This is a genomic window from Micromonospora parastrephiae, from assembly GCF_016802865.1.
Lineage (GTDB): Bacteria > Actinomycetota > Actinomycetes > Mycobacteriales > Micromonosporaceae > Micromonospora > Micromonospora parastrephiae.
In genome coordinates this window covers 1-12,017 of sequence record NZ_JAEVHM010000060.1, presented here as the reverse complement: position 1 = coordinate 12,017, position 12,017 = coordinate 1, and the positions used below count along the sequence as shown (strand labels likewise).

The following is a 12,017-nucleotide window of genomic DNA, read 5'->3' as shown; positions in this document are numbered from 1 at the left end:
GGGGTCAGCGCGCGGTGTGGCCGAGGTCGACGAGAGTGGCGGTGACGCGGACGGTCGTGCCTTCGGTGCCGGTGGCGACCTCCATGGCGTCGGTCAGCTCACGGGCCAGCCAGAGACCCCAGCCACCGGCGGTGTCCGGTGCCGGACGACGCCGGTCGCCCAACCGTTGCGGGCTGATCCCGTGCCCGTGGTCGGCGACCTCGCAGACCAGTGCCTCCGGCTCCTGCCAGAGCCGCAGCCAACCCCGTCCCCCGCCGTGCCGCACGGCGTTGGTGATCAGCTCGTTGATCGCCAGAACGAAGTCGTCCAGCCGTTGGCCGACCAGCCCGGAGGCGTGCGCGCAGGAGGTGACCGAGTGTCGAATCTCGGTCACCTGGGCCTGGTCGAAGGCCTCGGCGATGAGGAGGGCTGGTTCGATGGGCACAACCGTACGCGGTGCGTGCGGATCTGCATTCGTCATGGCCCCGTCCCGACGGCGAATCTCGGAGTATTTCGCGGCATTTCCACCGTACGTCAGGGTTTCCCGAACCGCACTCGCTGCTCACCGCGCGCCCGGCCCGGCTGTGGCATCCTGACCGCCATGTCGTCGCCGCCCGGTGGTTTCGAGGTGCCACTCTGGCGTGCCCTCGCGGTGTTCCGGGTGGCGTCCCTCGCGTACGTCTGCGCGCTCTCGGTGCGCGACGCCGACCGGTACGCCCGCCCGTACGCCGCCGGCGCCCTGGTCCTCGTCATGATCGCCTGGACCGCGGCGACCGCCGTCGGCTACGCCCGTCCGGCCTGGCGGCGCTGGCCGTTGCTGCTGGCCGACCTCGGGGTGGTGATGGCCATCGTGCTGGCCACCCCGTGGGTGGTCGGTCGCGCGGCGCTCGCCAGCGGCGTACCCACCCTGGGGGTGGCCTGGATGGCCGGCCCGGTGCTGGCCTGGGCCGTCTCCGGCGGCCGGCGGCGCGGCACCGTGGCCGCGCTGCTGGTCGCCGGCGCGGACCTGGCCACCCGGGAACGGATCAGCCAGTCCTCGTTCACCGGGGTGATCCTGATGCTGCTCGCCGGGGTGGTGGTCGGGCACGTGGCCCGACTCGCGGTGGCCGCCGAGGAGCGGCTGCAACGCGCGGTCGAGTTGGAGGCGGCCACCCGGGAACGGGAGCGGCTGGCCCGCGACATCCACGACTCGGTGCTCCAGGTGCTGGCGCTGGTGCAGCGGCGTGGCGCGGACCTGCCCGGTGAAGCCGGCGACCTGGCCCGGCTCGCCGGTGAGCAGGAAGCCGCGCTGCGCGCACTGATCGCCGGCACCACGTCCGACGGGTCGGACGCCGACGCGGTGGACCTGCGGAGCCTGCTCGGCCGGTACGCCTCGTCGGCGGTGTCGCTCTCGGCCCCCGCCACCCCGGTGTCCCTGCCCCGACAGGTGGCCGGGGAGTTGGCGGCCGCGACCGGCGCGGCCCTGGACAACGTGGGGCGGCACGCCGGCGGGCGGGCCTGGGTGCTCATCGAGGACGAGGGGACGACGGTGACGGTGTCGATCCGAGACGAGGGGCCGGGCATCCCGGCCGGCCGGCTGGCCGAGGCCGCCGAGCAGGGCCGGCTCGGCGTGACCCAGTCGATCCGGGGCCGGGTCACCGATCTGGGCGGGACGGTCCGGATCATCTCGTGCCGGAGGCCGGCACCGAGATCGAGCTGACCGTGCCGAGGGCGCAGCGGTGACCCCGGTGCGGGTGATGGTCGTCGACGACCATCCGATGTGGCGCGAGGGCGTGGCCCGCGACCTGACCGAGGCCGGCTTCCAGGTGGTGGCGACCAGCGGCGAGGGGCGGCAGGCCGTCCGGGTGGCCGCCGCCGCCCGACCCGACGTGGTCGTCCTCGACCTGCAACTACCGGACATCTCCGGGGTCGAGGTGATCCTCGGGCTGCGCGCGGCGCTGCCCGACGTGCGGGTGCTCATGCTCAGCGCCAGCGGCGAACAGCAGAGCGTGCTGGACGCGGTCAAGGCGGGCGCCACCGGTTACCTGGTGAAGTCGACGGCGCCGGCCGAGTTCCTCGACGCGGTGCGCCGCACCGCGGCCGGCGACCCGGTCTTCACCCCCGGCCTGGCCGGGCTCGTCCTCGGCGAGTACCGCCGGTTGGCCGCCGGGCCGGGGGTCGAACCGGGCGACGGCGCGGAGCCCGGCACGCCCCGGCTCACCGACCGGGAGACCGAGGTGCTGCGACTGGTCGCGAAGGGGATGTCGTACAAGCAGATCGCCCAGCGGCTCGGGTTGTCGCACCGCACCGTGCAGAACCACGTGCAGAACACGCTGGGCAAGCTGCACCTGCACAACCGCGTCGAGCTGACCCGGTACGCCATCGAACGCGGTCTGGACGACTGACCCCGCTCAGACCGAGCGCGGCGGCTCCGTCTCGTGGATGGCCAGCTCCTCGGCGCTCGCACCGCCACCGGCCGAGCCGGCGTCGTACGCCACCGAGTCGGTCTCCTGGTCGGTGTGCGCGCCCTCGTCCGGTTCGACCAGTCGGCCCACCGTCGCGTCGGCCACGGTGCCGAGCTGACCGTGGTCGTAGAGGGAGACCGGCGAGTTCGGGTCGGAGGTGGGCCCCGGGTCCATCACGTCGGCATCCAGCTGGGCCTCCGCCGCCGCTTCCAGGTTGTCCGCCTCGAAGGCGATCTTCGGGTCGATCGTTCCGGCCAGCGGGTCGTCCGCCGGGCGCTCGTAGACCTCACGGTCGAGCTTGTAGTCCAACGACTCGCCGTCGAGCTGCTCCTCGGCGGTGGTCCCGAAGCGGTCCACCGCGACCGGCGTCCGGTCACCGGGCAGCTGGGCCGGGTCCGGGCCGTCCGCCTCGCGCCCGGTGAGGACGTCGTCGTTGGCGGTCGAGTCGTCATCGGCGGTGTCGGGCAGCCCCTGGGACTCGGTGTCGGACACGGGGGTCGGGTACTCGTTGTCGCGCATGTCTGATCACTACCCGCTGCCCTCCCGCCGTAACCGGGCCACTCTCGGCGGTACGACGCCGAACCGGGCACGGGGCCGCGAAAGGCCCGTCAGTCGACCTCGTCGTCGGGGTGCAGCACACACCAGACGACCTTGCCGTCCGGTACGGCGCTGCTGCCCCACCGGCGGGTCATCGTGTCGATCAGCAGCAGGCCGCGACCGCCCACACGGTCCGGCGGGGACAGCGCGAACGTCGGCCGCCGCGAGGAGTGGTCACGGACGGCCAGGTGCAGCGTGCTGTCCTGCGGCGCCAGCCGTACCGTCATCGGGGTCCGGGCGTGCGCCACCACGTTGTTGACCATCTCGGTGATCGCGATGCACGCCGGGGCGGTGAGCGTCGGCATGCCCCAGCGCTCACATCCGGTGGTGACCATCGCGCGGGCCTCCCGCGCGGCTCCCACGGTCGGGGCCAACTCGGCGGTGAGCACCGCGGCCAACGGTGTCTGGGCCACCGCCGCGAGCGCGCCGTCCAGGGTGGGCCAGGCCGGCACGTCCGCCCACGCGGCGTCCGCCTGGTCGGGTCCGGCGACCGATGGATCGCAGAGCAGCAGATCCGCGGCGGGCCAGTCGGTGACCTCCCGGCGCACCTCGGCGAAGACACCCCGCGCGGCCGGGTCGGCGACCCGCAGCCCGGTCACGTCGACCACTACCGGGCCGGGGCGCTCACTGAGCCGGGCGAGCAGCGCGGCGCGGACCCCGTCCGCCGCCCCGGCGTCGAGCACACCGCGCACCCGGACCAGCGCCGACGACTTGTCGATCTCCACGAGGCACCGCGCACCGGACGACATGATCGCCCCATTGTGCGCGCCGGTGACGAACGCCGCATCCGGTCGGTCGACACCTGACATCAGCGAACCCACCGGGAGCGGCGGGTGATCGCCGCCATCGTGCCGACCGCGGTGCCCGCGGCGGCGAGGCCGAACGCTGCCGTCATCCGCACCAGCTGCCGACGTCGGCCGTGCCAGCCGCCGTCCCGGCGCGCCTGGGCGTCGGCGTCGAACACGTTGCCGCTGCTGTCCATCCGCACGCCCGGGCCGAACTGTGTGCGGTGGGCGTACCAGGCGAGGGTGCGCTCCACCAGGGCGGGCGCCAGCCGCCACTGAAGGCCGATGAGCCGGGCGGCGCCGCCCGCGTACGCCTCCCGGCGTGGCCGGCGCAGCAGCCGGACGATGGTCTCGGCGACCACCTCCGGCGGGTAGACCGGCGGGGGTGGCGCCAGCTCCCGGCCGGTGTGGTTGGCCGTGTGCCGGAAGAACGGGGTGTCGATGGTCGCCGGCAGGACGGTGCAGATGGAGATCTGCCCCCGCCCGGTGACCCGCAGCTCCTGCCGGACCGTGTCGGCGAGCCCCCGGATGCCGTGCTTCGTGGCGTTGTACGCCGACTGGTAGGGCATCGCGATCTCGGCCAGCACCGACGCGTTGTTGACCAGCACGCCGCCGCCGGCCGCGCCCAGGTACGGCAGCGCGGCCTTGATGCCGTGTACCGCACCGAGCAGGTTGACGTCCAGCACCCGGCGGAACTCGGCGATCGGAATCTCGTCGAACAGACCCACCGCGCTCACGGCGGCGTTGTTCACCCAGGCGTCGATCCGCCCGAACTCGGCCGCCGCCCGGTCCGCCAACTGCCGCACCGACTCCAGATCGGTCACGTCGGTCGGCACGACCAGCGCCCGGCCGCCCAGCTCCTGGCAGCGTTGTGCCACCTGGCGCAGGGCCGGCTCGCTGCGGGCGGCCAGCACGACGGCGACGCCACGGCGGGCCAGCGCGTACGCGGTGGCCGTGCCGATCCCGCTGGACGCGCCGGTGATCACCACGGTCGAATCGTCGAGGCTGCGGGTCAGCGGCATACCCCAGCCGTACCCCCGCTCGGGCCTGCTCATACCACCAGGCGGTGGCAGATCATGACGCGGTCGGCGGCCCGCATGGTTGTCGCGGCGCAAGCGTCCGTGGCACCTGCGGTGACTGTTCCCGATCTGCCAGGTTTCGACTCCCGGCCCTTCGGTTAATGGGACGCTCTGACCGGGAGGACCACCGCCGAGGAAAAGATCGCAGGGAGGTGACCCATGCGCGTTGGCCTCGTCTGCGCGCACACCAGCTCGTACCGGCACGCCGACGGCCCGCCGGTCGGCACCCAACAGCACATCGCGCGGGTCGCCGCCGAGCTCGCCGGCCGAGGCCACGACGTCCGGATCTACGAACGTCGGGACGACCCGGAGCTGCCGGTGACCGTGGACGTCGACGGCTACCAGGTGCACCGGGTGTCCGCTGGCCCGCCCAGCCCGATGCCCACCGCCAGGCTGATCCCGCACGTCACGGAGTTCGGCCGCTGGCTGACCGACGAGTGGGCCGGCGCCTGGCGACCCGAGGTCGTACACGGGCACTACTGGGTCGGCGGCCTGGCCGCCGCACACGCCGTCCGGGAGACCGACATCCCGGTGGTGCAGACCTTCCACTCACTCGGGGTCGAGCAGCTGCGACACCTGGGCGGCCGGTACGACGGACCGGGGGAGCGGATCCCGCTGGAGCGCGCGCTGACCCGGGCGGTGGACATCGCAGTCGCCCAGAGCAACGACGAAGTGGACGAGCTGACCCGGATGGGTCTGCAACGCAGCTCGGTGGCGATGGTGCCGGCCGGGGTGGACACCGACCAGTTCCACCCCGACGGTGAAGCCGCGCCGCGCGAGCAGCGCTCGCGGATCCTCTCCGTCGGTGGGCTCTCCCCGGGCCACGGGCAGGAGGACCTGATCCGGGCGATGCGGCTGGTCGGTGACGCGGAGCTGGTGATCGCCGGCGGGCCGCCGGCCGAGGCGGTGGCCAACCACGCCGAGGCGCGCCGGCTGCGGGAGCTGGCCGAGCAGATCGGGGTGGGCGACCAGGTCCGCCTGGTGGGCGCGGTGCCGCACGACCAGATGGCCACCTGGTACCGGTCGGCGGACGTGGTGGCCTGCACACCGCACTACTCGTCGGCGGGCCGGGTGTCGCTGGAGGCGATGGCCTGCGGGGTGCCGGTGGTCGGCTACGCGATGGGCGGCCTGGCGGACGCTGTCGTCGACGAGGTCACCGGTCGGCTGGTGCCGCCCGGCGACGTGCGGACGCTCGGGGTCTCGCTGCGCCGGCTGCTCGCCGACAACGCGGGCCGCTTCGCCTACGGCCACGCCGCGGTGGACCGGGTCCGCAGCAGCTACACCTGGGACCGGACGGCCGGCGCGTTGGAACGCCTCTACGAGCGGGTGGTGAGTCGCCGCAAGCCCGTCGAGGCGTGAGCGGGGAGGCGCCGGTCAGGCGGACCGGCTGGCGCCGACCATGGCCGGATCCCGACGGCGCGGCACCGAGCGGTGTTGCTGGGGTTGCGCGTACCGGGTCAGCCCGATCACCGCGGCGAGGGTGACCAGGAAGCCCACCGCGGCCACCCACTCCCGCCCGGGCCAGATCTTGTCGTTGAGCAGCAGCAGGCCGACGATCGCCGCCGGCACCGCCCCGGCCGCGTCCATCGCGGCGACCGCGGCGGTCGTCGAGCCGCGCTGCATGGCCAGGCCGAGGAGCAGTTGGCCGACGATCGAGTGGGCGATCAGCAGGTAGAACAGCGGGTGGGCGAGGAACGCCTCGGCGGACGGCGCGGAGGCCAGGGGGCGGGCCGCCACCGCGGCCGACGAGAAGGCCAGCCCGGCCAGCGAACCGAGCGCCACCGACCCCGGTGCCCCGTGTAACCGGACGGCGAAGACGCCGAGCACCGCGATGACGGCCAGTGCCACCAGCAGAGCCACCGAACCGGCGGTCCCGAGCTGTTTCGACGGCGCCGGTCGGGCGGACAGCACCAGCGCGGTGATCCCGGCGAAGAGCAGGGCCAGCAGCGCCACCTCGGCCACCGGCAACCGCCACTTCAGCACCACCACGCCGAGGATGGCGGTCACCCCGAGCCCGGCCGCCACGCTGGCCTGCACCAGGAACAGGGGCAGGTCCCGCCGGGCCAGGAAGGCGAGTACGAAGCCCGCGATCTGGCAGCTCAACCCGACCAGGTACGTCCGGTGTCCGGCCAGCCGCAGCAGCAGGCCCGGGTCGAAGGTGTGGTGCACGGTGGTGCGCGCCGCGGCCACCGACTGGAGCAGGTTGGCGAAGCCGTACGCGACAATCATCGCCGCGAGGAAGCACCAGCCGGAGGAGACCACCTGGCGAGGATAGAGGTTGCCGGGGGTCAGCGCTCGGCTGGTCGATCCAGCCGAGCGAGGATGTCGGCGTGCAACGCACCGTTGGTGGCCACCACGCTGCTCTCGGTGCCCGGCTCGCCGTTCGGGGACGGCCGACCGCCCAGATCCGTGACCGTGCCACCCGCCTCCGTGATGATCGGGACCAGCGCCGCCACGTCCCACAGCGACAGTTCCGGCTCGGCCATCACGTCCAGTGCGCCTTCGGCCAGCAGCATGTAGCCGTAGAAGTCGCCGTACGCGCGGCTGCGCCAACTGGCCCGCATCAGGTCGAGCATCGCGTCGAGCCGTCCGGCGCTCTCCCACCCGGTCAGCGACGAGTAGCAGATGCTGGCGTCGGCGATCCGGCGCACCGCCGAGACGCCGATCCGTTCGCCCGCGGTCGGGTCCGGGCCGGCGTACGCGCCCGCGCCCGCGCTCGCCCACCAGCGTCGGCCCAGCGCCGGCGCGGACACCACCCCGACCGCCGGCCGCCCGCCGTCGTACAGCGCGATGAGGGTGGCCCAGACCGGCACGCCCCGGACGAAGTTCTTGGTGCCGTCGATCGGGTCGACGATCCACCGTCGGCCGCCCGGACCGCTGGCCGGCTGCGCGCCGTACTCCTCGCCGAGCAGCCCGTCGGCCGGCCGGTGCTCGGCCAGCAGCGCGCGGATCTCCCGCTCCACGGCGGTGTCCGCGTCGGAGACCGGCGTCAGGTCGGGCTTCGCCTCCACACTCAGGTCGAGCGCCCGGAACCGGGCCGTGGCGATGGCGTCGGCCCGGTCGGCGAGCAGGTGGGCGAGGGCGAGGTCGTCGGCGTACCCGGTCATGCCGGCAACCTAGCCGACGCCCGACCGGTCACTCGTCGGGCCCGCGCCGGTCACCCTCGCCGGGCCCGCGCTGGTCGCTCTCGCCGCGCGCGTCACCCTCGCCGGCCCGGGAGGCGAGCAACCGGCGGTACGACGCCAGCCGGCGCGGGTCGCCTTGCCGGCGGCCACCCAGGCGTCCAACCCGCAGTCGGCCTCGTCCGCGGTGTGCGGACAGTTCGGCGGGCAGTTGACGGTGCCCTCCACCAGGTCGGGGAAGCCGTGCAGGAGGCTGTCGGCGGAGACGTGCGCCAACCCGAAGCTCCGGATCCCCGGAGTGTCGATGATCCAGCCCGGGTCGGTGTCGACGCCCGGCACCGGTGGCAACCGCAGCGCCACCGCGCTGGTCGAGGTGTGCCGGCCGCGGCCTATCGCGCTGACCACGCCGACCGCTCGGGCGGCGTCCGGGACGAGGCGGTTGACCAGCGTCGACTTACCCACCCCGGAGTGCCCCACCAGCACCGACACCCGGCCGCCCAGCAGCGCGCGCAGCGCGTCGAGGTCGGAGTCGGGGCGGTTGAGCACGTACGGCAGCTCCAGCTCCGTGTAGTAGCCCAGCACCTCCTCCGGCCCGGCCAGGTCGGCCTTGGTGAGGCAGAGCAGCGGCTCGACGTCCGCGTCGTACGCGGCCACCAGGCAGCGGTCGATGAACCCGGTGCGCGGCGGCGGATCGGCCAACGCGCTCACGATCACCAACTGGTCGGCGTTGGCCACCACCACGCGCTCCAGCCGGCCCTCGGCGGTGGTCTCGTCGTCGTCGGCGGTGCGGCGCAGCACCGAGCGGCGCTCGGCGATCCGGACGATGCGGGCGAGGGCGCCCTCCGCGCCGGAGGTGTCCCCGACGAGGCTGACCCGGTCGCCCACCACCACCGACTTGCGGCCCAGCTCGCGGGCCCGCATCGCGGTGACCGTGGGCAGCTCGGCGCCGACCACGCCGCGTTCGGCCCCGGACAGCACGCACGTGTAGCGCCCCCGGTCGACGGCGATGACGAATCCGTCGACCGCGTCGGCGTGCTGTGGGCGGGTGCGCGTACGCGGACGCGACGACTTCCCGGGCCGGACCCGTACGTCGTCCTCGTCGTACTCCCGCCGTCTGGTCGCCAGGACCTGTCCTCTTCTCGCGTCAGCTCTTGCCGGTCACCATCGCTGACCATAGTGCCGGGAACTCGGGCATGGTCTTGGAGGTACACCCCACGTCGTCCACCTCGATGCCGGGCACGGCGAGCCCGGCCACCGCGGCGGCGTGCGCCATCCGGTGGTCGTGGTACGTGCGGAACACGCCGCCGCGCAGCGGGCGGGGCCGGATCTCCAGCCCGTCGGGCGACTCGGTGATGTCGGCGCCGAGCGCGGTGAACTCCCGCGCGAGCGCGGTCAGCCGGTCGGTTTCGTGGCCGCGGATGTGCCCGACCCCGGTGAAGACCGACGGCGAGTCGGCCAGCATGGCCAGCGCGGTCAGCGCCGGGGTCAGCTCGCTGACGTCGGAGAGGTCGGCGGTCAGGCCGTGCACCACGCCGGTGCCCCGCACGGTCAGCCCGGTGGTGGAGAGCGTGACCTCGCCGCCCATCCGGTGCAGCAGCGAGCGGAGCTGCTCGACCGGCTGGGCGCTGCTGTGCGGCCAGCCCTGGAGGGTCACCTCGCCACCGGTGACCAGGGCGGCGGCGAAGAACGGCACCGCGCCGGAGAGGTCCGGTTCGATGTCCCAGCCGCGTCCGGTGAGCGGGCCGGGCTCGACGGTCCACAGGTCGGGGGTGGTGTCGTCGACCGCCGCGCCGGCGGCGCGCAGCATCTGCACGGTCATCCGCAGGTGCGGCGCGGAGGGCACCGGCGGGCCGACGTGGCGCACCACGACACCCCGGTCGAAGCGCGGGGCGGCCAGCAGCAGACCGGAGACCAGCTGGCTGGACGCGGACGCGTCGATCACCACCTCGCCCCCGGTGACCCGGCCGGTGCCGAACACGGTCAGCGGCAGGCTGCCCGTGCCGGTGACGTCGATCCGGACGCCCAGCGAGCGCAGGGCGGTGATCAGCGGGCCGAGAGGCCGCTCGCGGGCATAGGGGTCGCCGTCGAAGGTGACCTGCCCGTCGGCCAGGCCCGCCACCGGCGGCACGAACCGCATCACGGTGCCGGCCAACCCCACGTCCACGTGGGCGGGGCCGACCAGCGGGTGCGGCCGGACCAGCCAGCGCTCGTCGTCGCTGATCGACACGTGCGCGCCCATCGCCCGCAGGCCGGCGGCCATCAACTCGGTGTCCCGGGCGCGCAGTGGCCCGGCCAGCGTCGACGGGCCCGCGGCCAGCGCGCTGAGCACCAGGGCGCGTGCGGTCATCGATTTGGAGCCGGGCAGGCGCAGCGTCGCCGCCACCGGGTCGGACGCGGTCGGTGCGGTCCACGGCTGCGGCGGCCGGGTCGCGGTCAGATTCCCCACGGTTACATTCTGCCGTGTCGGACCTGGGTCGGCGTCGGTCGGCGGTCGTACTCCCGGTTGGCGGGACAGCCCGCGGGGCCCTCGACGGGTTAGCGTGGGCGCCATGTGCGGCAGGTACGCGACGACCCGGAGCTCCGGCGAACTGAGCGCGCTGTTCGAGTCGTCCGACGACACCGACGGCCAGATCGGGCCGGATCACAACGTCGCGCCGACCGATCCGGTGCCGCTGGTCCGGGTCACCCCGGAGGGGCACCGCAGCCTCTGCGTGGGCCGCTGGGGCTTCCTGCCGCACTGGTCCCGGTCGGCGGCCGGGGCGGCCCGCATGATCAACGCACGGGCGGAGACGGTGGCCACCAGTCGGGCGTACGCCGGGGCCTTCGCCCGCCGCCGCTGCCTGGTCCCGGCCGACGGCTGGTACGAGTGGGTCCGGCTTCCCGACGGCGGGCGGCAGGCGTATTTCATGACCCCCGCCGACGGATCGGTGCTCGCGTTGGCCGGCATCTGGTCGGTCTGGGAGTCCGGCACCGACACCCGGCTCACCTTCAGCGTGCTGACGACGGCGGCGCTCGGTGAGCTGGCCGAGGTGCACGACCGGATGCCGGTGCTGTTGCCGCCGCAGCGATGGTCGTCGTGGCTGGCGCCGACGGACGAGCCGGACCGGCTGCTCGCCCCGCCGGCGCCGGACTGGCTGGCCGGTCTGGAGATCCGTCCGGTGGGCCCGGCGGTGGGCGACGTCCGCAACGACGGTCCGCAGTTGACCGCCCGGGTGCCGGTGGGGCCGGCACCGCAGGAGCTGACCCTGTTCTGACGTTCACGCATCGTCGGGTGCCGATTTGACAGGGTTGTGCGCGATTCGTCTCCCGGCCGTTCAGTCATGTTCCCGGCAGCCCCTTGTCCCGGTGTCCATAAGTGCGATAGAACACAGCGCCGGTAGTGGGTGTCGATTCGCACGGGGCGGACGACATCCACCGATCTTGCCGGTCCCACGGGGGAGGTGGGTGGATGACACGGGCACGTATGCCCCGCCAGCACGAGGTGGCTGCGGCGCGGCGAGATCCGAGACTGCTGCGAGCCTTGCGGGAACGGCGACAGGACGACGCGTGGCGCACCAGAGGGACATGCCAGAGCGTCGATCCGGAGACGTTCTTTCCCGCGCCCAACGAGCCGGCGGACGCCGCCGTCGCACTGTGCCGCAGCTGCGACGTCCAAGGGTCCTGCCTGGCCTGGGCGCTGGAGGTCGGTGACTGTCACGGCGTGTGGGGCGCCACCACGCCCCGCGAGCGGCGGGCGATGCTCGTGGCGTGGCGCGGCGAGGTCGAACCGGACCCGGCCGCCGTCGACGACGCCGGCCCACCGGTACGCGACCGCCTGCTCACCCTGGTCCCGCTGAGCTGACCATCCGCGCGGTCCGCGCCGGGCCGCCGACGGGGCGGCGCAGAATGGGCCGGTGCCGCTCAACGACCAGATCGACACCCCGCGCGGCCCGGCGCGGATCGACACCGACCTGCCGGCCCGGCCGGCCGCCGCGCTGCTGGTGCTCGGGCACGGTGCGGGCGGCAGCGTGG

At 74.1% G+C, this 12,017-nt stretch carries 12 protein-coding genes and 2 pseudogenes; 6 read left to right on the top strand and 8 right to left on the bottom strand.

Going from position 1 to position 12,017, the window contains the following annotated elements; genetic code table 11:
- Nucleotides 1-4: 4 nt before the first annotated feature.
- Nucleotides 5-460 carry an ATP-binding protein gene (locus JNW91_RS14635; protein WP_203175607.1) on the bottom strand — a complete coding sequence of 152 codons (456 nt, stop codon included), beginning with the start codon at nucleotides 458-460 and terminating at the stop codon, nucleotides 5-7.
- A 120-nt stretch (nucleotides 461-580) separates the two neighbouring features.
- On the opposite strand from JNW91_RS14635, the gene macS reads away from it, so the two are divergent.
- Entirely contained in the window at nucleotides 581-1,678 is a 1,098-nt protein-coding gene (gene macS, locus JNW91_RS14630; RefSeq protein WP_309244361.1) for a MacS family sensor histidine kinase, read from the top strand.
- A 37-nt stretch (nucleotides 1,679-1,715) separates the two neighbouring features.
- Nucleotides 1,716-2,363 carry a response regulator gene (locus JNW91_RS14625; RefSeq protein ID WP_203175640.1) on the top strand — a complete coding sequence of 216 codons (648 nt, stop codon included), beginning with the start codon at nucleotides 1,716-1,718 and terminating at the stop codon, nucleotides 2,361-2,363.
- A 6-nt stretch (nucleotides 2,364-2,369) separates the two neighbouring features.
- On the opposite strand, the gene JNW91_RS14620 is transcribed toward JNW91_RS14625, so the two are convergent.
- From JNW91_RS14620 to JNW91_RS14610, 3 genes are all read right to left on the bottom strand, one after another.
- The gene (locus JNW91_RS14620; protein ID WP_203175605.1) at nucleotides 2,370-2,942 is read right to left on the bottom strand and encodes a DUF5709 domain-containing protein; all 573 of its coding nucleotides are present in this window, start codon (nucleotides 2,940-2,942) and stop codon (nucleotides 2,370-2,372) included.
- A gap of 89 nt (nucleotides 2,943-3,031) precedes the next feature.
- Nucleotides 3,032-3,829, bottom strand: a complete 798-nt coding sequence (locus tag JNW91_RS14615) for an ATP-binding protein (RefSeq protein ID WP_203175603.1) — start codon at nucleotides 3,827-3,829, stop codon at nucleotides 3,032-3,034.
- Nucleotides 3,829-4,860: an SDR family oxidoreductase gene (locus tag JNW91_RS14610; RefSeq protein WP_238425004.1), complete on the bottom strand. Its 1,032-nt coding sequence runs from the start codon at nucleotides 4,858-4,860 to the stop codon at nucleotides 3,829-3,831. Before JNW91_RS14610 ends, JNW91_RS14615 begins: the two co-directional genes overlap by 1 nt.
- Nucleotides 4,861-5,043: 183 nt before the next feature.
- Between JNW91_RS14610 and JNW91_RS14605 the strand changes: the two genes are divergently transcribed.
- Nucleotides 5,044-6,243: a glycosyltransferase gene (locus JNW91_RS14605; RefSeq protein ID WP_203175601.1), complete on the top strand. Its 1,200-nt coding sequence runs from the start codon at nucleotides 5,044-5,046 to the stop codon at nucleotides 6,241-6,243.
- 15 nt (nucleotides 6,244-6,258) lie between these two features.
- Here the strand turns inward: JNW91_RS14605 and JNW91_RS14600 are convergent, their stop codons facing one another.
- From JNW91_RS14600 to aroA, 4 genes and pseudogenes are all read right to left on the bottom strand, one after another.
- Nucleotides 6,259-7,146 (bottom strand): hypothetical protein, encoded by an 888-nt coding sequence (locus JNW91_RS14600; RefSeq protein ID WP_203175600.1) that lies wholly within the window; start codon nucleotides 7,144-7,146, stop codon nucleotides 6,259-6,261.
- A 26-nt stretch (nucleotides 7,147-7,172) separates the two neighbouring features.
- Nucleotides 7,173-7,991 (bottom strand): histidinol-phosphatase, encoded by an 819-nt coding sequence (hisN, locus tag JNW91_RS14595; protein WP_203175598.1) that lies wholly within the window; start codon nucleotides 7,989-7,991, stop codon nucleotides 7,173-7,175.
- A gap of 28 nt (nucleotides 7,992-8,019) precedes the next feature.
- A pseudogene (gene rsgA, locus JNW91_RS14590) lies at nucleotides 8,020-9,131 on the bottom strand (ribosome small subunit-dependent GTPase A).
- A gap of 19 nt (nucleotides 9,132-9,150) precedes the next feature.
- A complete protein-coding gene (gene aroA / locus JNW91_RS14585; RefSeq protein ID WP_203175595.1) occupies nucleotides 9,151-10,452 on the bottom strand; it encodes a 3-phosphoshikimate 1-carboxyvinyltransferase in 1,302 nt (433 codons plus the stop codon).
- Nucleotides 10,453-10,555: 103 nt separating this feature from the next.
- Between aroA and JNW91_RS14580 the strand changes: the two genes are divergently transcribed.
- The 3 genes and pseudogenes from JNW91_RS14580 to JNW91_RS14570 all read left to right on the top strand — a co-directional run.
- Nucleotides 10,556-11,260, top strand: coding sequence for an SOS response-associated peptidase (locus JNW91_RS14580; RefSeq protein ID WP_203175594.1), 705 nt, complete (start codon nucleotides 10,556-10,558; stop codon nucleotides 11,258-11,260).
- Between the two features lie 194 nt (nucleotides 11,261-11,454).
- Entirely contained in the window at nucleotides 11,455-11,847 is a 393-nt protein-coding gene (locus tag JNW91_RS14575) for a WhiB family transcriptional regulator (protein WP_203175592.1), read from the top strand.
- A 52-nt stretch (nucleotides 11,848-11,899) separates the two neighbouring features.
- Nucleotides 11,900-12,017: pseudogene (locus tag JNW91_RS14570) on the top strand (alpha/beta family hydrolase); the annotation flags it as partial.